The following is a 23509-nucleotide window of genomic DNA, read 5'->3' as shown; positions in this document are numbered from 1 at the left end:
GGCCACGGCGTCCGGGCGGCGGGTACTGTTCCGCACAGGAGCCCCCCGGCGGGTTCCGGCCCACCTAGCGCCGACCCGCGAGGCAGACCCCCGTGAATCTGGACGACTTCTCCGACCTGATCGAACGCCCCGACGGAGGCGTACGGCGTGATGCCGAGGAACGCCGGGAGCGGCTCACCGTTCCCGTCGGCGCGCTCGGCCGGCTGGACGAGCTGGGTGAGTGGCTGTCGGCCGCCCAGCAGTCGGTGCCGGTCAAGGCGGTCGAGCGGCCGCGCGTCGTGCTGTTCGCCGGTGACCACGGGGTCGCGGAGCTGGAGGTGTCCGGCAGGCGCGCGGGGACCGCGCACGAGCTGGTGCGGGCGGCGCTGGACGGCGCGAGCCCCGTCGCCGTGCTGGCCCGCCGCTTCTCCGTCCCCGTACGGATCGTGGACGCCGGCCTGGACTGTGATCCGGAGCTGCTGCCCGACGCCGTCGTGCGCCACCGGGTGCGGCGCGGCAGCGGCCGGATCGACGTCGAGGACGCGCTGACGGCGGAGGAGGCCGAGCAGGCCGTACGCCTCGGGATGCTCATCGCCGACGAGGAGGCCGACTCCGGCACGGATCTCGTGGTGCTGGGCGACCTGAGTGTCGGCGGTACGACGGCGGCCTCGACGCTGATCGCGGCACTGTGCGGCACGGACGCCTCGGTGGTGACCGGGCGCGGCGGTGCGGGGATCGACGATCTGGCGTGGATGCGTAAGTGCGCGGCGATCCGGGACGCGCTGCGGCGGGCCCGGCCGGTCCTCGGCGACCAGCTGGAGCTGCTGGCCGCCGTGGGCGGAGCGGACCTGGCGGCGATGACGGGGTTCCTGCTGCAGAGCGCGGTGCGCCGGATGCCCGTGGTGCTGGACGGCGTGGTCTCGGCGGCCTGTGCCCTGGTGGCCCAGCGGGCGGCCTTCCGGGCACCGGACTGGTGGCTGGCGGGGCAGCTCAGCGGGGAACCGGCACAGCTCAAGGCTCTGGACCGGATGGCGCTGACCCCGTTGCTGGACCACGGGGTGACGGTGGGCGGTGGAAGCGGGGCGCTGCTGGCCCTGCCGCTCGTCCAGGCGGCGGCGGCACTGGCGGCGGAGTTGCCCGAACGCGCGACGGAGCCCGCCGCGGACGAAGCGGAGCAGGCGGAGGCAGCGGAGCCGGAGGGAGCGGCAGGCGTGGAGCCCTCGCGGGACACGAAGCCCGCCGACACGACTGCCTGAGTGCCTCAGGGCCCGCCGCCGGGGCGGGGGCCCGGCAGCGGGGTCCTGTCCGGCGCCCCGCCGATCAGGTCCTGGAAGCGGCGGCGCGGCCCCGCCCACCGGACGTCGTGGTGATACGCCCTCAGCACCGCCCTGGCACGGGCCCGGTGCCGCCGGCGGTAGAAGCGCTTCGCCCAGAGCGAGGTGGGCCGGGCCAGCCGTAGTGCTCCGATCAGCGCGACGAACGGGATGAGGGTGCCGATCACCGCCATCCGGGCCTTGCCCTTGAACAGGGCGGTCAGCACGAAGGCGAAGTTGACGACGTAGGTCAGGACGACGCCCAGCCTGTTCTGCTGCTGCTCGCCGCTCAGCTCGTCCACGCCGAGCGGCGAGAAGCCGGCGAGCACGAGCAGGACCAGCGAAGCCGTGAGGACGACGATTTCCACGCTCTGCCGGCCCTCCTCGGTCCAGTAGACGTCGTCCAGGTGCAGGATCAGCGCGAACTCGTCGAGGACCAGCCCCGCGCCCACGCCGAAGACGACCGCGAAGATACCGGCGGCCGCGCCATGCTGGCCGCTCGCGACCGCGCCGAAGCCTCCGACCACCGAGAGCACGACGCCGGGCACCACGTGGTGGACGTGCACACCGCCGGGCGTGAAGTTGCGGAACGGCCCCTTCCCGGCCCTGATCATCCGGGTGATCACCCGGGTCACGGCGAAGGTCAGCACGAAGGCGCTGAGGGCGATCAGGAGCGGGAGCTTGCCCGGCTCGACGATGTTCTGATGGAACCAGTGACCCATGCCACCTCCGCCCGAAGACCCGCCTTTGAGGCTTTTGGGTCGCTTTCGCCCAATCTAGCGCGCGGACGCAGCGGCTAGCCTGCGCGCGGTGACCTCCCTGAACGGCCATGGCCTGCGATTCGCCTTCGGCACCCTGACCGCGCTCCCCGTCCGCGTATCCCGCTGGGACCGCGGCACCGCCCGCGCCGGCATGCTGTGCGCCCCGCTCGCCGGACTCGCCGTGGGGCTGCTCGCGGCCGTCCCCGGAGTGCTGTTCCTGCTGGGCGGGTCGGGCCCCCTGGTGGCCGCGGTCGCCTCCGCCGCGCTTCCCGCCGCGCTGACCCGCGGGCTCCACCTGGACGGGCTCGCGGACACCGCCGACGGACTCGGCAGCGCCAAGCCGGCCGGGGACGCGCTGCGGATCATGAAGCAGTCGGACATCGGGCCGTTCGGTGTCATCACCCTGCTGTTCGTGCTGCTGGCCCAGGTCGCGGCGCTCTTCGAGCTCTACGGCAGGGGCTGGGCGGACGGCGCTCTGGGCACCGTCGTCGCCGCCGTGACCGCGCGGCTCGCGCTCACACTGGCCGCCCGCAGGGGCGTCCCGTCCGCCAGGCCGGAGGGTCTCGGCGCGGCGGTGGCGGGCACCGTCCCCCGCCGGGGCGCGGCGGCCGCGGTCTGTGCGGTTCTCGCTTGCTGCGCGGCCGCCGGTGCGCTGCTCGGCGGCTACGGGGCCGGTCTGCACCAGGTCCTCGCGGTGGCGGCCGGGCTCGCAGCCGCACAGGTGATGCTGCGTCACTGCGTGCGGCGCTTCGGCGGAGTGACGGGCGATGTGTTCGGCGCACTGGAGGAGACGGCGGGCACCGTGGCCCTGCTGGCACTGTCGCTGTCCTTGGGCTGAGGGTGTGCCCTGCCCCGGGCGGCGGCCCCGCCCCCGTGAACCGGCGTCCCGGGCGCGCGTAGGCTCGTTCCCGGCACATTGCGGGCGGCGTCTACGATGCGCCGGGCACGGTCGGCCACCCCCTCGACCAACACAGACCGGCACACAACTCAACGGAAGCGAGAATTCACCACCGTGACTGCTCTCACTCTCAGCACCTCAGGTGCGGCGACGCTGCGCGCCGACGCACTCGTCGTCGGCATCGCCAAGGGAGCCGGATCCAAGTCCGCGGACCTTGTCGTCGCATCCGGCGCCGAGGCCGTGGACAAGGCGTTCGACGGAAAGCTCGCCACCGTCCTGGAGACCCTGGGCGCCTCCGGTGCCGAGGGCGAAGTGACCAAGCTCCCCGCCCCGTCCGGCCTGAAGGTCCCGGTCGTCGTCGCCGTCGGACTGGGTCCGGTCCCGGCGAAGGACGACGCGTACGACTCCGAGGTACTGCGCCGGGCCGCCGGCAGCGCCGCGCGTGCGCTGAAGGGTTCGAAGAAGGCCGGTTTCGCACTGCCGACGGAGTCCGTCGAGGACGCGTCGGCCGTCGCGGAGGGCGCCCTGCTGGGTGCCTACGCCTTCACCGCCTACCAGGGCGGCGAGAACAGGCTCGCGCCCAAGGGCGCCAAGGCCGACGCCAGGAAGCTTCCGCTCGGCGAGGTCATCCTGCTCGGCACCAAGCCGCGCGACAAGGCCTTCAAGGCGGCCGCCGAGCGCGCCGTCGCGGTCGCCGAGGAGATCAACCGGGCCCGCGACCTGATCAACACCCCGCCGAACGACCTGTACCCCGAGTCCTTCGCCGCCGTGGCCTCCGCCGCCGGCAAGGAGCACGGCATCAAGGTGCAGGTCCTGGACGAGAAGGCGCTCGTCAAGGGCGGCTACGGCGGCCTGCTCGGCGTCGGTCAGGGCTCCACGCACGGCCCGCGCCTGGTCAAGCTCTCCTACACCCACCCCAAGGCGGAGAAGACGCTCGCCCTGGTCGGCAAGGGCATCACCTACGACTCGGGCGGCATCTCGCTCAAGTCGCCCGGGCACAACGAGACGATGAAGTGCGACATGAGCGGCGCCGCCGCCGTGTTCGCCGCCGTCGTGTCCGCCGCCCGCCTCGGCCTCCGGGTCAACGTCACCGGCTGGCTGGCCCTCGCGGAGAACATGCCGTCCGGCGACGCCACCCGCCCCGGCGACGTGCTGCACATGTACAGCGGCAAGACCGTCGAGGTGCTCAACACCGACGCGGAGGGCCGCCTGGTCCTCGCCGACGCCCTGACCCGCGCCTCCGAGGAGAAGCCGGACGCGATCGTCGACGTGGCGACCCTGACGGGCGCGATGGTCGTGGCCCTCGGCAACCGCACCTTCGGCGTGATGTCCAACGACGACGCGTTCCGTACGTCGATCCACGAGATCGCCGAGGAGGTCGGTGAGGCCTCCTGGCCGATGCCGCTCCCCGCCGACCTGCGCAGGGGCATGGACTCCCCGACCGCCGACATCGCCAACATGGGCGAGAAGATGGGCGGCGGCCTGGTGGCCGGTCTCTTCCTGCAGGAGTTCGTGGGCGAGGGCATCGCCTGGGCGCACCTCGACATCGCGGGCCCGGCCTTCCACGAGGGCGCGCCGTACGGCTACACGCCCAAGGGCGGCACCGGATCCGCGGTCCGCACCCTGGTCAGGCTGGCCGAGCGTACGGCGGCCGGCGACCTCGGCTGAGTTCCGGACACGGCTTCCGCGCGCCGCACGCAGGGTTCGCTTGCGGCGCGGACGGCCCCGGGCATACGTCCGGGGCCGCCGGTGTTCACCCCGGTGGCCCCGACCGGCATTTTTTTCGGAAATCTGTACGCTTCGGTAACCATCCGGCCCGGATCTTCGGACGGCTCGGAGCGGGGGCCCGCGTCCCGTCCGCCCGCAACAAGTGCGAAGATGGGTTCTCGGCAGGACAGGGCCCCCACCACAGGGCCGAATAACGCAAACGGCCGAACACCAGCCGACCGGCCGGTCACACCCCAGCGACGGGGCCCGGCGTACGGCGCACATGCATGGAGGACGTGACGTGGCGAACGACGCCAGCACCGTTTTCGACCTAGTGATCCTCGGCGGTGGTAGTGGCGGTTACGCCGCGGCCCTGCGCGGAGCTCAGCTGGGCCTGGACGTCGCACTGATCGAGAAGGGCAAGGTCGGCGGCACCTGCCTGCACAACGGCTGCATCCCCACGAAGGCGCTGCTGCACGCCGGCGAGATCGCCGACCAGGCCCGTGAGGCCGAGCAGTTCGGCGTGAAGGCCACCTTCGAGGGCATCGACATGGCGGCCGTCCACAAGTACAAGGACGACGTGATCTCGGGCCTTTACAAGGGTCTGCAGGGTCTCATCGCCTCGCGCAAGGTGCACTACATCGAGGGTGAGGGCAAGCTCTCGTCGCCCACCTCGGTGGACGTCAACGGCCAGCGCGTCCAGGGCCGCCACGTGCTGCTGGCGACCGGCTCGGTGCCGAAGTCGCTGCCCGGCCTGGAGATCGACGGCAACCGCATCATCTCCTCGGACCACGCCCTGAAGCTGGACCGCGTACCGAAGTCCGCCATCGTCCTGGGCGGCGGCGTCATCGGCGTCGAGTTCGCCTCGGCGTGGAAGTCCTTCGGCACCGAGGTCACCATCGTCGAGGGTCTGAAGCACCTGGTCCCGGTCGAGGACGAGAACAGCTCCAAGCTCCTCGAGCGCGCGTTCCGCAAGCGCGGCATCAAGTTCAACCTCGGCACCTTCTTCGACAAGGCCGAGTACACGCAGGACGGCGTGAAGGTCTCCCTCGCCGACGGCAAGACCTTCGAGGCGGAGGTGCTGCTGGTCGCGATCGGCCGCGGCCCGGTCTCGCAGGGCCTCGGCTACGAGGAGGCCGGTGTCGCGATGGACCGCGGCTACGTCCTCGTCGACGAGTACATGCAGACCAACGTGCCGACGGTCTCGGCCGTCGGTGACCTGGTCCCCACCCTCCAGCTCGCCCACGTCGGCTTCGCCGAGGGCATTCTGGTGGCGGAGCGGCTCGCAGGCCTCAAGACCGTGCCGGTCGACTACGACGGCGTGCCGAAGGTGACGTACTGCCACCCCGAGGTCGCCTCCGTCGGCATCACCGAGGCCAAGGCCAAGGAGATCTACGGTGCGGACAAGGTCGTCGCCCTCAAGTACAACCTCGCGGGCAACGGCAAGAGCAAGATCCTGAAGACCGCGGGCGAGATCAAGCTCGTCCAGGTCAAGGACGGTGCCGTGGTCGGCGTCCACATGGTCGGTGACCGCATGGGCGAGCAGGTCGGCGAAGCCCAGCTGATCTACAACTGGGAGGCGCTGCCGTCCGAGGTCGCGCAGCTCATCCACGCCCACCCGACGCAGAACGAGGCGATGGGCGAGGCCCACCTGGCCCTGGCCGGCAAGCCTCTCCACTCCCACGACTGATCCAGTCCCGGGGACGACCGACCACTTCCGCACTTTCGTAAGGAGCAACTGAAACCATGTCGGTTTCCGTAACCCTTCCGGCGCTCGGCGAGAGCGTCACCGAGGGCACCGTCACCCGCTGGCTGAAGGCCGAGGGCGAGCACGTCGAGGCCGACGAGCCGCTGCTCGAGGTCTCGACCGACAAGGTCGACACCGAGATCCCCGCGCCCGCCTCCGGCGTCCTGTCGTCCATCAAGGTCGCCGAGGACGAGACCGTCGAGGTCGGCGCAGAGCTGGCCGTCATCGACGACGGCTCGGGCGCACCCGCCGCCGAGTCCGCGCCGGCCGCCGAGCCGGAGGCCGCCCCGGCCCCGGCCGAGGAGGCCGCTCCGGCTCCGGCCGAGGAGGCCCCCGCCGCGGAGGCCCCTGCCGCCGAGGCTCCCGCCGCTCCGGCCGGTGGTGCCTCCGGCACCGACGTCACCCTCCCCGCGCTCGGCGAGAGCGTCACCGAGGGCACCGTCACCCGCTGGCTGAAGGAGGTCGGCGAGGAGGTCGCGGAGGACGAGCCCCTGCTCGAGGTCTCCACGGACAAGGTCGACACCGAGATCCCCGCCCCGGTCGCCGGTGTGCTGCTGGAGATCGTCGTCGGCGAGGACGAGACCGCCGAGGTGGGCGCCAAGCTCGCCGTCATCGGTGCTCCTGGTGCCGCGCCGGCCGCCGCTCCGGCGGAGGCCGCCCCGGCCCCCGCCGCGGCTCCGGCTCCGGCTCCTGCCGCGCCCGCCGCTCCGGCTGCTCCGGCACCCGCCCCGGCCGCACAGGCTCCGGCAGCGCCCGCCGCTCCGTCGGCGCCCGCCGGTGACGACGGCGCGTACGTCACGCCGCTGGTCCGCAAGCTCGCCGCCGAGAACGGCGTCGACCTGGGCGCGGTCAAGGGCTCCGGCGTCGGTGGCCGCATCCGCAAGCAGGACGTCGTCGCCGCCGCGGAGGCCGCCAAGGCCGCCGCCGCTCCGGCTCCGGCCGCCGCTGCCCCGGCAGCCAAGGCCGCGCCGAAGCTCGAGGCGTCCCCGCTGCGCGGTCAGACGGTCAAGATGACCCGCATGCGCAAGGTCATCGGCGACAACATGATGAAGGCCCTGCACTCGCAGGCCCAGCTGACCTCGGTCCTCGAGGTCGACATCACCAGGCTGATGAAGCTGCGCAACCAGGCGAAGGACTCCTTCGCCGCCCGTGAGGGCGTCAAGCTGTCCCCGATGCCGTTCTTCGTGAAGGCGGCGGCCCAGGCGCTGAAGGCCCACCCGGTCGTCAACGCCCGGATCAACGAGGACGAGGGCACCATCACGTACTTCGACTCGGAGAACATCGGCATCGCCGTGGACGCCGAGAAGGGTCTGATGACCCCGGTCATCAAGGGTGCGGGCGACCTGAACATCGCCGGTATCGCGAAGAAGACCGCCGAGCTGGCCGGCAAGGCCCGCGGTGGCGGCCTCACCCCGGACGACATGTCCGGCGCGACCTTCACCGTCAGCAACACCGGCTCGCGCGGTGCGCTGTTCGACACGGTCATCGTGCCGCCGAACCAGGCGGCCATCCTGGGCATCGGCGCCACCGTCAAGCGTCCGGCGGTCATCGAGACCGCCGAGGGCACCGTCATCGGCGTCCGCGACATGACGTACCTCTCGCTCTCCTACGACCACCGTCTGGTGGACGGCGCGGACGCCGCCCGCTACCTGACCACGGTCAAGGCGATCCTCGAGGCCGGCGAGTTCGAGGTCGAGCTCGGTCTCTGAGCCGTCCAGCTGTAACCAGCCTCACCAGCGGCGCCCCCGTCCGGAACACTTCCGGGCGGGGGCGCCGCCGTATTGTCTAGACACCACCGGTCGCCCTCGGACGCCGTGTTGGTGGAGAGCAGTACCGGTTCGCCCGAAGGAGCCCGTCATGACCCCGCCCGTCGTCCACTCGCTGCGCGAGCAGATCCGCGAGCACATCGTGGAAGGGATAGTCAGCGGGCGCTGGAAGCCGGGTGAGCGGATCGTGGAGCGCCGCATCGCGACCGAGCTGGAGGTCAGCCAGACACCGGTCCGCGAGGCGCTGCGCGAGCTGGAGACCCTGCGGCTGATCGAGTCGGCGCCCAACAAGGGCGTACGGGTCCGGAATCTGACCGCTGCCGACCTGGAGGAGAGCTACCCCGTACGGGCCGGGCTGGAGCAGATCGCGGCGGAGCTGGCGGCCCCGGCGCTCGCCGAGGACTGCTCGGCGCTGACACCGCACGTGGCGGCGCTGTACGAGGCGGACCGGCTGGCCGACGGTGAGGCGCAGGTGCGGCACACCGTCGCCTTCCACCGGGAGCTGGTGCGTGCGGCGGGGAACGCCGTGCTGCTGCACACCTGGGAGGGGCTGGGCATCGAGGTGTTCACGGCCCTGTCGATCCGCTGGCTGGGCACGGTGCAGAAGTCGTACGCGGAGGAGCACGAGGCACTTATCGAGGCGTTCCTGCGGCGCGACCCGCAGATCGCGGTGCTGGTGAAGGAACACGTTCTCGGGTGCGCGCCGCGCGCCTGAGGCACGTCCGCCCCGTCCGCCCCGTCCGCACCCCGGGACGCCGCTTCGGACAGCCGCGCCCATCTGCGGCGCGGTCCGCTCCACGGTGCAGGTCGCTGCCCGTTTCACCCCCTTGATCCCGTCACTCCGTGCCCCGTTTCGCGGCACCCCATGCCACTTTTCTTCATATCAAGAAGTTTTGCCCTTCACCCTTTGATCGATCATCGATCGGAGACTTACAGTTCAGTCGCGGGCCCACCGGCCCGATCGCCCTGTCCTGCCAGTCAGGGCCTTCTCCACCCCCTCCCACTCCGGAAGGCGGCGATCATGACCGACCCCGTAGCAACGCTTCCGAGCGAGCTCGACCAGCTCCCGGACCGCGACCCCGAGGAGACCGCCGAGTGGGCGGCCTCCCTGGACGCCGTCACCAAGGCCGCGGGCCCGCACCGCGCCGCTTACCTGATGCGGCGTTCGCTCCAGCACGCCGAGGGCGCCGGCATCGCGCTGCCCAAGCTGCTGGAGAGCGATTACGTCAACACCATCCCCACCTCCGCCGAGCCCGCGTTCGACGGCGACCTGGAGATGGAATCGAAGATCACCGCGTGGAACCGCTGGAACGCGGCCGCGATGGTCACCCGTGGCTCCCGCTTCGGCGTCGGCGGCCACATCGCCACGTTCGCCTCGGCGGCCTGGCTGTACGAGACGGGCTTCAACCACTTCTTCCGCGGCAAGGAAGGTGACGGCTCCGGCGACCAGCTCTACATCCAGGGCCACGCCTCCCCCGGCATCTACGCCCGCGCCTTCCTCGACGGCCGCCTCTCCGAGCAGCAGCTCGACAACTTCCGCCAGGAGTCGGGGGGCGACGGCCTGCCGTCCTACCCGCATCCGCGGCGGCTGCCCTGGCTGTGGGAGTTCCCCACCGTGTCGATGGGTCTCGGCCCGCTCTCGGCGATCTACCAGGCGCGCTTCAACCGCTATCTGACCAACCGCAGGATCAAGGACACGTCGAACTCGCACGTCTGGGCCTTCCTGGGCGACGGCGAGATGGACGAGCCCGAGTCGACCGCCGCCCTCGCCCTCGCGGCCCGTGAGCAGCTCGACAACCTGACCTTCGTCATCAACTGCAACCTGCAGCGTCTCGACGGCCCGGTCCGCGCCAACTTCCGCGTGGTCCAGGAGCTGGAGGGCGCGTTCCGCGGGGCCGGCTGGAACGTCGTCAAGACGCTCTGGGGCAACGCCTGGGACGAGCTGTTCCAGCTGGACACCACCGGCGCGCTGATCCGGCGCCTCCGCGAGGTCCCCGACGCGCAGTTCCAGACGTACGCGACCCGCGACGTGGCCTACATCCGCGAGCACTTCTTCGGCGCCGAGCCCGCGCTCGCCGAGCTGGCGAAACTGCTGAGCGACGCCAAGATCGCCGAGTGCTTCTACAGCTCCCGCGGCGGCCACGAGGCCCGCAAGGTGTACGCGGCCTACCGTGCGGCCGTCGAGCACAAGGGCGCGCCGACCGTGATCCTGGCCCAGACGGTCAAGGGGTACACGCTCGGCAAGGGCTTCGAGTCCAAGAACGCCAACCACCAGATGAAGAAGCTGTCGACCGACGAGTTCAAGAGCATGCGCGAGCTGCTCGGCCTCCCGATCCCGGACAGCGCCTTCCAGGACGGTCTGGTCCCCTACGGCCACCCGGGCGCCGACTCCCCCGAGGTCCGCTACCTCCAGGAGCGCCGCGCCGCCCTCGGCGGTCCGGCCCCCGCCCGCCGGGTGCACGCGGTGGCTCTGCCGCAGCCGCAGGAGCGCGCCTTCCAGGCCCTGTACAAGGGGTCCGGCAAGCAGGAGATGGCCACGACCATGGCGTTCGTCCGCCTGGTGAAGGACCTGATGCGGGACAAGGAGACCGGCAGGCGCTGGGTTCCGATCGTCCCGGACGAGGCCCGCACCTTCGGCATGGAGTCGCTGTTCCCCTCGGCCGGCATCTACTCGCCGCTCGGCCAGACGTACGAGCCGGTCGACCGCGACCAGCTGATGTACTACAAGGAAGCCAAGGACGGCCAGATCCTCAACGAGGGGATCACCGAGGCCGGTGCCATGGCCGACTTCATCGCCGCCGCCACGTCGTACGCGACGCACGGCGAGACGATGATCCCGTTCTACATCTTCTACTCGATGTTCGGCTGGCAGCGGACCGGCGACCAGATGTGGCAGCTCGCCGACCAGCTCGGCAAGGGTTTCATCGTCGGCGCCACGGCGGGCCGTACGACGCTGACGGGCGAGGGCCTCCAGCACGCGGACGGCCACTCGCACCTGATCGCGTCCACGAACCCGGCGTCGCTCAACTACGACCCGGCGTTCGCGTACGAGATCGCGGTGATCGTCAAGGACGGTCTGCGCAGGATGTACGGCCCCGAGGCCGAGAACGTCTTCTACTACCTGACGGTCTACAACGAGCCGAAGCGGCAGCCCGCGATGCCCGAGGGCGTCGAGGACGGCATCGTCAAGGGCCTGTACCGCTTCAAGGAGGGCACGCCCGCCACGGCGGACGCTCCGCGCCTCCAGCTCATCGGTTCCGGTACGGCGATCCACTGGGCCCTGGAGGCCCAGGAGTTGCTGGCCGCCGACTGGGGTGTCACGGCCGACGTGTGGTCCGCCACCTCGTGGGGCGAGCTGCGCCGCGACGCGCTGGAGTCCGACGCGGCGCTGCTGCGCGGAGAGGAGCGCGTGCCGTACGTGACGCAGGCGCTGTCCGGCGCCCCGGGCCCCGTCCTCGCGGTCAGCGACTGGATGCGCGCGGTCCCGGACTCGATCAGCCAGTGGGTGGAGCAGGACTGGTCCTCGCTGGGCACGGACGGCTTCGGCCTCTCCGACACCCGCGAGGGTGCCCGGCGCCACTTCGGCGTCGACGCCCGGTCCGTCGCGGTCGCCGCGCTGGCCCAGCTGGCCCGCCGAGGCGAGATCCCGGCCTCGAAGGTCAAGGAGGCGCGGGAGAAGTACGGGATGTGAGTGTGCGCGGGGCGGGTACCGGGTCGCCCGGTACCCGCCCCCGCCGTACTCGCCGGGGCCGCCGCACAATGGTCGGATGCGTGCTGCCCGACTGATCAAGATGGTGCTGCTCCTGCAGTCCCGGCCCTCCATGACCGCCGCCGAGCTGGCCGGGGAGCTGGAGGTGTCGGAGCGCACCGTGACCCGGGACGCCCAGGCGCTCTCCGAGGCGGGTGTACCCGTGTACGCCGACCGGGGCCGGGCCGGCGGCTACCGCCTCGTGGGTGGCTACCGGACGCGGCTCACCGGGCTGGCCCGTCACGAGGCCGAGGCCCTCTTCCTGTCCGGACTGCCCTCCGCCCTGCGCGAGATGGGACTCGACGACGCCGCTTCGGCGGCCCGGCTGAAGGTCTCGGCCGCTCTGCTCCCCTCGCTCCGGGACGCCTCGCACACCGCCGCTCAGCGCTTCCATCTGGACGCCCCCGGCTGGTACCACGATCCGGCCACCCCCGGACTGCTGCCCGCGGTCGCGGAGGCCGTCTGGGACGACCGGCTCGTCCGGGCCCGCTACCGCGGCCGGGCGGCAGGCGAGGTGGAGCGCGAGCTGGCCCCGTACGGACTCGTCCTGAAGGCCGGGGTCTGGTATCTCTGCGCCCGGGCCGGGGACGACTTCCGGGTGTACCGGATCGACCGCTTCACGGCCGTCGCCGTGTCGGAGACCCGTTTCGCACGGGACGGGGACTTCGACCTGCCGCGCTTCTGGTCGGAGCGGGCCGCGCAGTTCGCCCGGTCGATCCTGCGCACCGAGGTGACCGTACGCCTGTCGGAGGAGGGCGTACGGCGGCTGCCGCACGCGGTGGACCGTGCCGCCGCCGACGAGGCGCTGTCCGTCGCGGCGCCGCCGGATGCCGAAGGCCGGCGCACGGTGGTCCTGCCGGTCGAGTCCGCTGAGGTGGCGTACGACCAACTGCTGCCCCTGGGGTCCGAGGTGGAGGTCCTGGCTCCCGCCGCGCTGCGCGAACGCTTTGCCGATACCGCCGAACGACTGCGCGACCTCTATCGCTGAAGTGGCCCGGAAGTGATGCCGGAGGCTTCATTTCGGTGTCTGAGCGTGCGTCGCGTGCCGCCGGGGCAGATGCTGGACCCGTGATGGACGAGACGGAGTTCTGGGAGATCATCGACAGCACCCGCGAGGCCGCCGAGGGCGACCCCGAGGACCACGCCGATCTGCTCGTCGAACGGCTGGTGCAGCTCGATCCCGACTCCGTGCTGGATTTCGCCCGGCACTTCGAGGCCCGCTACAACCGCGCGTACCGCTGGGACGTGTGGGGCGCGGCCGCCGTGCTGCTGGGCGGGGCGGGCGACGACACCTTCGACTACTTCCGCTGCTGGCTGATCGCTCAGGGCCGGGAGGTCTTCGAGGGCGCGATGCACGACCCGGACAGCCTGGCCGAGCTGCTGGACGATTTCGACGAGGAGCTGGACGGGGACGGCGAGGACCTCGGCTACGCCGCGGACGAGGCCTATGAGCAGCTCACCGGGGTGGTCACCCCCGACCTGGGACTGCCGCCGCAGGCGGCGGAGCCGGCGGGTACGCCCTTCGGCTTCGACGACGACGCGGCCCTGGCGGCACGCTACCCGGCGCTCCGGGAACGCTTCGGCCCGGCCTGAGATCCGGTCCGAGGTCCGGACCTGTTCCCGGTCCGGGGTCCGGGCGGGCGTCCGCACCTCTGTCCCCGCACCGCTTCCCGCGTGATCGAAGGCTCATGGGGCAGGATGGACGTCATGCCCCACTCCCGAATCGCCGTCACCGGATCGACCGGACTCATCGGAGCGGCGCTCGTGCGCTCGCTGCGTGCCGACGGGCACGAGGTGCTGCGCCTGGTGCGCCGCCCCGCCGCCACCGGCGACGAGGTGGAGTGGGACCCGAAGCGCCAGTACGTCGACGTGGCGGGGCTGGTCGGCTGCGACGCGGTCGTCCACCTCGCGGGCGCCGGGGTCGGGGACCACCGGTGGACCGACGCGTACAAGCGTGAGATCCGCGACAGCCGGGTGCTCGGCACGGCGGCGGTCGCCGAGGCGGTGGCCTCCCTGGACACTCCGCCGAGGGTGCTGCTGTCCGGATCCGCCATCGGTTTCTACGGCGACACCGGGGACCGTGCCGTCGACGAGAGCGCGCCGCCCGGCGAGGGTTTCCTGCCGTCCGTGTGCGTGGAGTGGGAAGAGGCCACGGCGCCCGCGGAGGAGGCGGGCGTACGCACGGTCCACGCGCGGACCGGGCTTGTCGTCTCCCGGCAGGGCGGGGCCTGGGGGCGGCTCTTTCCTCTGTTCAAGGCGGGGCTCGGCGGGAGGATGGGGGACGGCCGGCAGTACTGGAGCTTCATCGCGCTGCACGACCACATCGCGGCGCTCCGGCACATCCTGGACACGGAGACGCTGTCCGGTCCGGTGAATCTGACGGGCCCCTCCCCCGTCACCAACGGCCAGGTGACGGCAGCCATGGGACGGGTGCTGCGGCGCCCGACCCTTGTCACCGCACCCGCGCCCGCGCTGAAGATCGCGCTGGGCGAGTTCGCCGGGGACGTCCTCGGAAGCCAGCGGGTACTGCCCGGCCAACTTCTCGAATCCGGCTTCGCGTTCGCCTTCCCCGGGATCGACGACGCCATCCGCGCCGCGCTGCGCTGACCACCGCCTGGCCTGCCCGGGGCCCCACGCCGGGCCGCCGTGCGACCCCGTGCACCGGTGCCCTGGGTGCGCGCGACTGCGCCTGTCTCGGCCATACGCCTAGCCTCGATCCGAACTCGGGCATTCCGGGGGCCTGTCGGGGGCAATAGCTCCCCAGCAGTCGCACCGACTCGGGGAGGGGCACGTGCTCAGGGCACACACAGCAGACCACGCGGATGTGGTCATCATCGGGGCCGGGACCGCCGGCCTGACGGCGGCCCACCAGCTGATCAGCGCGGGAGTGGACGTCAGCGTCCTGGAGGCCGCCCCGCACGTGGGCGGCCGGATGGCCACCCACGACATCGACGGGTTCCGGCTCGACCGGCTGGGCCCGTTGCTCAGCTCCGCGCATCCGGAGCTGAGCAGTACACCGGGGCTCGACGGGCTGGTCCTGCGGGACTTCGCCCCCGGCGTACTCGTCCACAGCGGGGGGCGGCGGTACCGTGCCGGAGACGTACGGAACGCGCGGGGCGCACTCCGGGCTGTGCGCTCCCGATCGAGCGCCCCCCGCGCGCCCCTCGGCGGGACGATCGAACAGGCCAGGCTCGGTGCCTGGCTGTCCCGTCTGGCCACCACTCCGGAGCCCCGGATCCTGGCCCGGCCCGACAGGGCCGCGCTCGACGGACTGCGGGCGCGTGGCCTCCCGCCCCGTGTCGTCGGCGGATTCCTGCACCCACTGCTCTCGGCGCTGCTCGGCGACCCCGGGCTCTCCACGTCGAGCCGCATGGCCGACCTGACCCTCCGCGACTACGCGCGCGGCCGGCTCTGCGTGCCCTCGGGCGGTTCCGCCACGCTGCCCGAACTCCTGGCGGCCGCCCTGCCGCCCGGCACCATACGCACCGGGGTGCATGTGACGGCCGCCGACATCACCTCCGTACGCACCAAGGAGCACGGCGAACTCGGCTGCAGGTCCCTCCTGCTGGCCACCGGCGCGGGAGCCGCCGCCGAACTGCTGCCGGGCCTGCGCATGCCCGCGTTCCACCCGGTCACCGTGCTCCACCACACCACCGGTGAGGCACCGGCACCGCCGACCGGGGGCAGTCTGCTGCTGGACGCGGACCACTCGGGGCCGGTCGCGCACACCGCCGTGATGAGCGAGGTCGACCCCTCGCGGGCCCCGCGCGGCCGGACCCTGATCACCTCCACGGTGCTCGGCCCCCCGCCCCAGGACCTCGACGGCGAGGTCCGCGCGCACCTCGCCGAGCTGTACGGCACGCCCACCGGCGACTGGGAGCTGCTGGCCGCCCATCACGACCCGGAGGCGGTGCCTGCCATGCCGCCCCCGCACGATCCGCGACGGCCGGTCCGGCTGCTCGCCGGGCTGTACGTGTGCGGCGACCACCGCGACACCAGCACGGTCCAGGGTGCGCTGCGCTCCGGCACGCGCGCCGCCTCGGCGATCCTCACGGACCTGGGGGTGCGCCCTGGGCAGGCGGACGGGACGGAGCTGCCCGCAGCCGCGTGAGGCCGCCGTCCGGACCGGGCCGCACAGGGTCTGCCGTCCGGACCGGGCCGGATCACGGGGGCCCGGCACGATGCGGACTTCGGGCCCCGGTCAGCCCAGCGCGGCGACCCGGTCCCGGTATCCCCGTACGGCGACGGCGTCCCGGTACGGCTCCAGGCGGCGCTCGAAGTCCCGTACGTACTCCGTGGCGCGCACCGACCGCATCTCCGCCGCCTGCTGGGCCGCCTCCGCGCCCAGCAGGCACGCCTGGTCCAGCTCGCCGAGGCCGAGCCGCGCGGAGGCAAGCACCACCCGGCAGAACAGCCGGCTCCGGGCGTACGCCGGAGCGCGCAGCTGGAGCGACCGCTCGGCGTGCTGGGCGGCGGCGCGATACTGCTGCAGGTCGCGGTGGCAGTGGCCGAACTCGTCGGCGAGCTGGGCCTCGTCGAAGTAGCGGGCCCAGTGCGGCACCTCGTCCCCGGGCCGGGAGGTCCCCAGCGCGCGTTCCGCCCGGGCGAGGGCGGCGACGCAGGCCCGGGTCTCGCCGAGGACCCCGTGCCCGCGCGCCTCGACCGAGTGCAGCAGGGCCAGGACGACGGGTGGTGCGGAGGAACCGATGCCCTGCTGGGCCACGCGGGCGAGCTGGACCGCTTCCCTGCCGTGCCCGAGATAGACCGCCTGCCTGCTCATCGTGATCAGGACGAAGGCGCCGTACGCCCGGTCCCCGGCGGCCTGGGCGAGCCGCAGCGCCTGCACGAAGTAGCGCTGGGCGAGGCCGTGCGCCGCGATGTCGTACGAGGTCCATCCCGCCAGCCGGGTCAGATCGGCCGCGGCGGAGAACAGCCTGCGGCCGATCGCCTCGCCGTAGCTCCCGCGGAGCATGGGCTCGGCCTCGTGCTCCAGATACCGGACGAGGGCCTGCCTTGCGTGGCCGCCGCCGTAGGTGTTGTCCAGGGTGCGGAAGAGCTCGCCCACCGAGCGCAGGGCGGCGACGTCTCCGCTGCCGACCCGCTGGCCCGTGCCGCGCTCGGTCTGCCGCTGGCGCGGGACGCCCAGGGGCGGCGCCGCCGGCGCGGGCGGACGGGAGGAGCCCGGCCCACGGGTGCCGCCGGCGCGTACACCGTGGGCGCCCGCCCCGTGCGCCGTGCCGGGCGCTCCGGGTGCCTGCAGGGTGCCTGGCCCGCCGGCACGGTGGAGCCCTTGCAGGGCCCGGGGCCCCGGGCCCTCGGCAGGCGTACGCGGGGAGGGCAGGCCGGCGGCGCCGGTCACCCGGTCCGGCGCTTCGGCGCGGCCGACCCACTCGTCGGCCCGCCCGATCAGCCAGTCCCTGCTGGGAACGACAAGCCCGGCGGGAGTGAAAGCGATCCTGCGCAGCTCCGCATGGCTGCCCGAGTCCTTCCGCCACAGCCCGCTGACGATGTCGACGGCCTCGGCGGGTGTCGCCGCGAACTCCAGACCGGCGTAGACGGGCGCACACGCGTCCAGGCCCAGGTCCTGCGCGGAGAGCCGGCGTCCGAGCCGTCTGGTGAAGACCTCGGCGATCAGCGCCGGGGTGGTGCCGCGGGGCTGCTGACCGCGCAGCCAGCGGGTCACCGAGGTCTTGTCGTATCGCAGGTCGAGCCCGTGTTCGAGGCCCAGCTGGTCCACCCGGCGGGCCAGGCCCGCATGGGAGAACCCGGCCTCCGCGATGAGGGCAGCGAGCCGCCGGTTCGGGGTGCGCTGCGGAGGTCGGTCCGACATCAGCTGTAAGGTCTCCTGCCTTCGGCGCCGGGCGGGCGGCCCTCACGGGCTCCCCCACGGCTGGGAGCGGGCGAGCCCGTCATGGAACGGCGCGAATTTAACCGGCCCGGCTGCGCCGCCGAGGAGCTTCGCTCCACATTCATCCGATCGTGTGAGAATTGTCGGATCGCTGACAGAATCCGCCTGCGCACAACCTGCCGGGCTTCGCTCCCCGGAGCGGTCGTACAGTGGCCGGGGGCGCACATCAGTGCATGGTGACGTGGCGCAGGGGACACCCCCCGGCCCTCCGGCACCGCGAGTAGGGAGGCACCCGAGTGAGTGAGCTGCGGTTCGTCCGTCTGGGATTCGGCGAGGAAGCCGTCGACTACCAGGAGGCATGGCAGAAGCAGCGCGAGGTCCATGCCGCCCGCTTCGAGGACACCGTCCCCGACACGTGCCTGCTCCTCGAGCACCCGCCCGTATACACGGCGGGGCGCCGCACCACGGAGAGCGAACGCCCGCTGGACGGCACCCCCGTCGTCGACGTCGACCGCGGCGGGAAGATCACCTGGCACGGCCCGGGCCAGCTCGTCGGCTACCCGATCATGAAGCTGCCCCGCCCGGTGGACGTGGTCGCCCATGTCCGCCGCCTGGAGGACGCCCTGATCCGTACGGCCGCCGAGTTCGGCGTCGAGACCAGCCGGGTCGAGGGCCGCAGCGGTGTCTGGGTCCTCGGCGACCCGGTCGAGGACCGCCCCGCGTCCGGGGGGCTCTCCCTCGACTTCGACCCCCGGCTGGACGACGAGGAGTTCGACCCCCGGCTGAACGGTCCCGAGTACGCGCCGTCCAACGCCGGCCAGCGCCGCGAGGACCGCAAGCTGGCCGCGATCGGCATCCGGGTCGCCAAGGGCGTGACCATGCACGGCTTCGCGCTGAACGTGAACCCGGACAACACCTGGTTCGACAGGATCGTGCCGTGCGGCATCCGGGACGCGGGCGTGACCTCGCTCTCGTACGAACTGGGCCGCGAGATCACGATCGCCGAGGTGCTCCCGGTCGCCGAGAAGCACCTGCGGGACATCCTCGAGCACGCGGAGCTCGCACCCCGCCTCGTCGGGGCCCAGCAGCCCCCGAAGACGGCGGCCCCTGCCTGAGGCTCCCGACGGCCCCTCGGAATAGGGCCTGTCGGCCACAGGTTGGCCATACGCAAGACCGTTCTAACCACGGGCGTACCCTGGTGTTCGCCGAAGAATCCAATGCAGCGAAAGCAAAGGGGTGCCGGAGTGTCCGGTGTCGCACCCGACGGGCGCAAGATGCTGCGCCTGGAGGTCCGAAACAGCCAGACCCCCATCGAGCGCAAGCCCGAGTGGATCAAAACCCGGGCGAAGATGGGCCCCGAGTACACGAAGATGCAGGCGCTCGTGAAGGGCGAGGGCCTGCACACGGTGTGCCAGGAGGCCGGCTGCCCGAACATCTACGAGTGCTGGGAGGACCGCGAGGCGACGTTCCTCATCGGCGGCGACCAGTGCACCCGGCGCTGCGACTTCTGCCAGATCGACACGGGGAAGCCGCAGGCGCTGGACCGTGACGAGCCCCGCCGCGTGGGCGAGTCCGTCGTGACGATGGACCTGAACTACGCCACGATCACCGGCGTCGCACGCGACGACCTGGAGGACGGCGGCGCGTGGTTGTACGCGGAGACCGTGCGCCAGATCCACGCCCAGACCGCGGGACGGGAGGGGGGCGCCACGAAGGTGGAGCTGCTCATCCCCGACTTCAACGCGGAGCCCGAGCAGCTCGCCGAGGTCTTCTCCTCGCGTCCCCAGGTGCTCGCGCACAACGTCGAGACGGTCCCGAGGATCTTCAAGCGGATCCGGCCCGGCTTCCGGTACGAGCGCTCCCTGGAGGTCATCACCCGGGCCCGTGAGGCCGGCCTGGTGACGAAGTCCAACCTGATCCTCGGCATGGGCGAGACCCGCGAAGAAGTCAGCGAGGCGCTCCAGGACCTGCACGACGCGGGTTGCGAGCTCATCACGATTACGCAGTACCTCCGGCCCTCCGCGCGGCACCACCCGGTCGAGCGCTGGGTGAAGCCGCACGAGTTCGTGGAGCTGAAGGACGAGGCCGACGCGATCGGTTACTCCGGCGTCATGTCGGGACCGCTGGTGCGTTCCTCGTACCGCGCGGGACGTCTCTTCCAGCAGGCGATGGAGCGGCGCGGCGCGGCCGCCGGGGCCGCATCCGCCGTGTGAATCGGCGCACAAGAGATTACTGAACAGTAGTAGCCGCAGCGACGCGGCCCGTACGTCCCCCGCAGGTCGGGGGCCCGTATGGGCCGCGTCGGCGTGCGCGGCACCGAAATCAGAGTTTCATTGGTGTTTGACCGACCGGTCATGCACTGGTAACACCGAGCAGTGACCCTAGGTACATACGCGGTGGCTCCCGCAGCCCCGTCGTCATTGCTTCCCGCTACCCAGTGCGCGCCGGACGCGCGCATCCGCTCCGAGGGGGAACACCCAAGATGCACGCCGCACCGGTCCGAGCCACTGCCATCCCGACCGTCACCACCGCGCTCCGCGCGGTCGAGTCGCTGTTGATGAGCAGCGGCCAGCGCACCGCCCGCCGCAACGCCTGGACGGCCGTCCTCGAGGACCGCCGCCGGGCCCAGGACCGGGTCGAGGCCGAGCATGTGCTGAAGGCTGTGGCCGACCACCGTTCCTAGGTGACTCCCGGGCCACGTAAACTTCCGTACATGGCGAGGAAGGCAAACACTGAAGGCGCGGACAGCGCCGAGAACGCGGGGCGGCTCAAGCAGATCGCCCTGACCTACAAGATGACCAGGCGGTCGGACCCCAAGGTGGGTCTCGTCGTCGCGGGTGTGGGAATCATCACCTTCGGTGTCCTCCTCGCAATCGGTTTCCTGATCGGTCATCCGGTCTACGCGGGCATCCTGGGATTCGTCCTGGCCTTCCTCGCGATGGCGATCATCTTCGGACGACGTGCCGAGCGCGCGGCCTTCGGCCAGATGGAGGGACAGCCCGGCGCGGCCGCGGCGGTGCTGGACCGGGTGGGCCGCGGATGGACCACGACCCCGGCGGTCGCGATGAACCGCAGCCAGGACGTCGTCCACCGGGCGGTCGGCAAGGCGGGCATCGTGCTGGTGGCCGAGGGCAACCCGAACCGGGTGAAGAGCCTGCTGGCGGCCGAGAAGAGGCGGATGGCCCGCATCGTCGTCGACGTGCCGGTGCACGACATCATCGTCGGCGACGGCGAGGGCCAGGTGCCGCTGAAGAAGGTGCGCACCACGATGCTGAAGCTCCCGCGCGTCCTGACCGGCCCGCAGGTGACGGCGGCCAACGACCGGCTCCGGGCGATGGGCGACCTGATGAGCAACATGCCGCTGCCGAAGGGGCCCATGCCCAAGGGGATGCGCATGCCGCGCGGCGGAAAGATGCGCTGACCACACGCGCACGAAGAGGGCGGCCCCCGGNNCGGGGGCCGCCCTCTTCGTGTGTCCGCCGCCTGCGGGAGGTGTCTCAGATCCTGACCTGGACGGCGCGGGCCAGCCGGTCGTGGAGGCCGCGGCTGTCGCGGTCCCAGACGAGAGCCGGGACCACCAGGAGGAGCAGCACGCTCCGCAGGACGACCCGTACGACACCGAGCCGTCCGCCGTCCTCGGCGATGACCCGAAGGCCCAGAAGCCGCTTGCCCGGGGTGGAACCGACAGTTCCGACCGTGAGGAGGCTCATGACGAGGAAGACGCCGAGCGCCCAGTTGCCGGCGGCCTGCTGGTCACCGCGAGCGAGCAGTCCGTATGCGATGACCATGCACACGGCCCAGTCGATGAAGAGGGCCCCGAAGCGCCGGCCGAGCGGGGCCACGGACCCCGGGCCTTCCTGGGGCAGACCGAGGCGCTCGCCCCGGTAACCGAAGTCGGCGCCCATCTCCTCGGCTGCCGCGCGTGGCCCCGAGAGCCACGATCCGATTGCTTGCCTGTTGTCCACCCGTCCACGGTACTGCGCCCACGTTTGCACCTGGCCGGGCGGGGCACGGAACACGTCGCCGAGGTGCCGCAGGCAACCGGGCTGGTTAACTTGTGCGAAACAAATGGGTCATGCTGGAGAAATCCCGCCTGCCTATGGTCGGTCCAGCGTGTGCCACCGCACTGGCCACACAGACGAGCTGCAACCCCGCCCTTTCCCGGGTCGGGAGTAGGAGGAGTTGGATGTTCCAGAACGCCGACGAAGTCCAGAAGTACATCGCCGACAACGACGTCAAGTTCGTCGACGTCCGGTTCTGCGACCTGCCGGGTGTGATGCAGCACTTCACGATCCCCGCGGCGACCTTCGACCCGGCCGAGGAACTGGCATTCGACGGCTCGTCGATCCGCGGCTTCCAGGCCATCCACGAGTCCGACATGGCCCTCCGCGCGGACCTGTCCACGGCCCGTGTCGACCCGTTCCGCCGTGACAAGACGGTGAACGTCAACTTCTTCATCCACGACCCGATCACCGGCGAGCAGTACAGCCGTGACCCGCGCAACGTGGCCAAGAAGGCCGAGGCCTACCTCGCCTCGACCGGCGTCGCCGACACCGCGTACTTCGGCCCCGAGGCCGAGTTCTACGTCTTCGACAACGTCCGCTTCCAGACGTCGGCGAACGAGAGCTTCTACCACATCGACTCCGAGGCCGGCGCCTGGAACACCGGTGCGGTCGAGAACAACCGGGGTTACAAGGTCCGCTACAAGGGCGGCTACTTCCCGACCCCGCCGGTCGACCACTTCGCCGACCTGCGCGCCGAGATCTCCATGGAGCTGGACAAGAACGGCCTCCAGGTCGAGCGCCAGCACCACGAGGTCGGCACCGCGGGCCAGGCCGAGATCAACTACAAGTTCAACACGCTGCTCGCCGCGGCCGACGACCTGATGCTCTTCAAGTACATCGTGAAGAACGTCGCGTGGCGCAACGGCAAGACCGCGACCTTCATGCCGAAGCCGATCTTCGGTGACAACGGCTCGGGCATGCACGTGCACCAGTCGCTGTGGCAGGGCGGCACGCCGCTCTTCTACGACGAGCAGGGTTACGCCGGCCTCTCGGACATGGCGCGCTACTACATCGGCGGCATCCTGAAGCACGCCCCGTCGCTGCTGGCGTTCACCAACCCGACGGTGAACTCCTACCACCGTCTGGTCCCGGGCTTCGAGGCGCCGGTCAACATGGTGTACTCGCAGCGCAACCGCTCCGCCGCGATGCGTATCCCGATCACGGGCTCCAACCCGAAGGCGAAGCGCGTCGAGTTCCGCGCTCCCGACCCGTCCTCGAACCCGTACCTGGCGTTCTCGGCCCTGCTGATGGCCGGCCTGGACGGCGTCAAGAACAAGATCGAGCCCCCGGAGCCGATCGACAAGGACCTCTACGAGCTGGCCCCCGAGGAGCACGCGGGCGTCCAGCAGGTCCCGACCTCGCTCCCGGCGGTCCTCGACGCGCTCGAGGCCGACCACGAGTACCTCCAGGCCGGCGGCGTCTTCACGCCCGACCTGATCGAGACGTGGATCGACTACAAGCGCACCCACGAGATCGCCCCGATCCAGCTGCGTCCGCACCCGCACGAGTTCGAGCTGTACTTCGACATCTAAACCGTGGGGTCGGTGACCCGGGCAGTGCACCGCCCGGCCGATCCACTGACGTGACGCCAGAAACGCGGAGCGAGGGTCGTTACCCCATGACCGGGGTAACGACCCTCGCTCTGCTTGTTCCGGCTCCGGAGGGGGCGCACCGGCCT

General features: G+C 71.7%; 19 protein-coding genes. 16 read left to right on the top strand and 3 right to left on the bottom strand.

Annotated features, from left to right (window positions below):
* Positions 1–92 precede the first annotated feature (92 nt).
* Positions 93–1235 (top strand): nicotinate-nucleotide--dimethylbenzimidazole phosphoribosyltransferase, encoded by a 1143-nt coding sequence (gene cobT, locus BFF76_RS09765; RefSeq protein ID WP_065848020.1) that lies wholly within the window; start codon positions 93–95, stop codon positions 1233–1235.
* Between the two features lie 5 nt (positions 1236–1240).
* Here cobT and BFF76_RS09760 read toward each other — a convergent pair whose 3' ends face one another.
* Complete coding sequence (locus BFF76_RS09760; protein WP_065848019.1) at positions 1241–2014, bottom strand: hypothetical protein; 774 nt, start codon at positions 2012–2014, stop codon at positions 1241–1243.
* Positions 2015–2102: 88 nt separating this feature from the next.
* Here BFF76_RS09760 and BFF76_RS09755 point away from each other — a divergent pair, with 88 nt between their 5' ends.
* The 10 genes from BFF76_RS09755 to BFF76_RS09710 all read left to right on the top strand — a co-directional run bounded on the left by BFF76_RS09755 (position 2103) and on the right by BFF76_RS09710 (position 16030).
* Positions 2103–2891 carry an adenosylcobinamide-GDP ribazoletransferase gene (locus BFF76_RS09755; RefSeq protein WP_065848018.1) on the top strand — a complete coding sequence of 263 codons (789 nt, stop codon included), beginning with the start codon at positions 2103–2105 and terminating at the stop codon, positions 2889–2891.
* A gap of 174 nt (positions 2892–3065) precedes the next feature.
* On the top strand, positions 3066–4619 hold the full coding sequence (locus BFF76_RS09750) for a leucyl aminopeptidase (protein WP_031093742.1): 1554 nt from the start codon (positions 3066–3068) through the stop codon (positions 4617–4619).
* A 340-nt stretch (positions 4620–4959) separates the two neighbouring features.
* Entirely contained in the window at positions 4960–6348 is a 1389-nt protein-coding gene (gene lpdA, locus BFF76_RS09745) for a dihydrolipoyl dehydrogenase (RefSeq protein WP_031093744.1), read from the top strand.
* Positions 6349–6404: 56 nt separating this feature from the next.
* Complete coding sequence (gene sucB / locus BFF76_RS09740) at positions 6405–8114, top strand: 2-oxoglutarate dehydrogenase, E2 component, dihydrolipoamide succinyltransferase (RefSeq protein ID WP_065848017.1); 1710 nt, start codon at positions 6405–6407, stop codon at positions 8112–8114.
* Positions 8115–8262: 148 nt separating this feature from the next.
* On the top strand, positions 8263–8886 hold the full coding sequence (locus BFF76_RS09735) for a GntR family transcriptional regulator (protein ID WP_031093750.1): 624 nt from the start codon (positions 8263–8265) through the stop codon (positions 8884–8886).
* A gap of 306 nt (positions 8887–9192) precedes the next feature.
* The gene (gene aceE / locus BFF76_RS09730) at positions 9193–11862 is read left to right on the top strand and encodes a pyruvate dehydrogenase (acetyl-transferring), homodimeric type (protein WP_031093752.1); all 2670 of its coding nucleotides are present in this window, start codon (positions 9193–9195) and stop codon (positions 11860–11862) included.
* Positions 11863–11938: 76 nt separating this feature from the next.
* Positions 11939–12907, top strand: coding sequence for a helix-turn-helix transcriptional regulator (locus BFF76_RS09725; protein WP_053928422.1), 969 nt, complete (start codon positions 11939–11941; stop codon positions 12905–12907).
* 83 nt (positions 12908–12990) lie between these two features.
* Complete coding sequence (locus BFF76_RS09720; protein ID WP_053928423.1) at positions 12991–13512, top strand: DUF4240 domain-containing protein; 522 nt, start codon at positions 12991–12993, stop codon at positions 13510–13512.
* A gap of 114 nt (positions 13513–13626) precedes the next feature.
* A complete protein-coding gene (locus BFF76_RS09715; RefSeq protein WP_053928424.1) occupies positions 13627–14526 on the top strand; it encodes a TIGR01777 family oxidoreductase in 900 nt (299 codons plus the stop codon).
* A gap of 184 nt (positions 14527–14710) precedes the next feature.
* Entirely contained in the window at positions 14711–16030 is a 1320-nt protein-coding gene (locus BFF76_RS09710; protein WP_065848016.1) for an NAD(P)/FAD-dependent oxidoreductase, read from the top strand.
* 90 nt (positions 16031–16120) lie between these two features.
* Here the strand turns inward: BFF76_RS09710 and BFF76_RS09705 are convergent, their stop codons facing one another.
* Positions 16121–17749, bottom strand: a complete 1629-nt coding sequence (locus BFF76_RS09705) for an NsdA family TPR-like regulatory protein (protein WP_065848015.1) — start codon at positions 17747–17749, stop codon at positions 16121–16123.
* Between the two features lie 314 nt (positions 17750–18063).
* Between BFF76_RS09705 and lipB the strand changes: the two genes are divergently transcribed.
* The 4 genes from lipB to BFF76_RS09685 all read left to right on the top strand — a co-directional run bounded on the left by lipB (position 18064) and on the right by BFF76_RS09685 (position 21188).
* A complete protein-coding gene (lipB, locus tag BFF76_RS09700; protein WP_065848014.1) occupies positions 18064–18882 on the top strand; it encodes a lipoyl(octanoyl) transferase LipB in 819 nt (272 codons plus the stop codon).
* A gap of 129 nt (positions 18883–19011) precedes the next feature.
* On the top strand, positions 19012–19980 hold the full coding sequence (lipA, locus tag BFF76_RS09695) for a lipoyl synthase (protein WP_031093773.1): 969 nt from the start codon (positions 19012–19014) through the stop codon (positions 19978–19980).
* 269 nt (positions 19981–20249) lie between these two features.
* Complete coding sequence (locus BFF76_RS09690; RefSeq protein WP_031093775.1) at positions 20250–20450, top strand: SCO2195 family GlnR-regulated protein; 201 nt, start codon at positions 20250–20252, stop codon at positions 20448–20450.
* 30 nt (positions 20451–20480) lie between these two features.
* Positions 20481–21188 (top strand): DUF4191 domain-containing protein, encoded by a 708-nt coding sequence (locus BFF76_RS09685; protein ID WP_031093778.1) that lies wholly within the window; start codon positions 20481–20483, stop codon positions 21186–21188.
* 76 nt (positions 21189–21264) lie between these two features.
* On the opposite strand, the gene BFF76_RS09680 is transcribed toward BFF76_RS09685, so the two are convergent.
* Positions 21265–21732: an RDD family protein gene (locus tag BFF76_RS09680; protein ID WP_078850593.1), complete on the bottom strand. Its 468-nt coding sequence runs from the start codon at positions 21730–21732 to the stop codon at positions 21265–21267.
* A gap of 221 nt (positions 21733–21953) precedes the next feature.
* Here BFF76_RS09680 and glnA point away from each other — a divergent pair, with 221 nt between their 5' ends.
* Complete coding sequence (gene glnA, locus BFF76_RS09675; protein WP_031093781.1) at positions 21954–23363, top strand: type I glutamate--ammonia ligase; 1410 nt, start codon at positions 21954–21956, stop codon at positions 23361–23363.
* The last annotated feature ends 146 nt before the right edge of the window (positions 23364–23509 follow it).

This window comes from Streptomyces mutomycini, from assembly GCF_001700505.1.
Taxonomy (GTDB): domain Bacteria; phylum Actinomycetota; class Actinomycetes; order Streptomycetales; family Streptomycetaceae; genus Streptomyces; species Streptomyces mutomycini.
The sequence above is the reverse complement of the archived record's forward strand: the minus strand, read 5'-3'. Positions and strand labels throughout refer to the sequence as shown.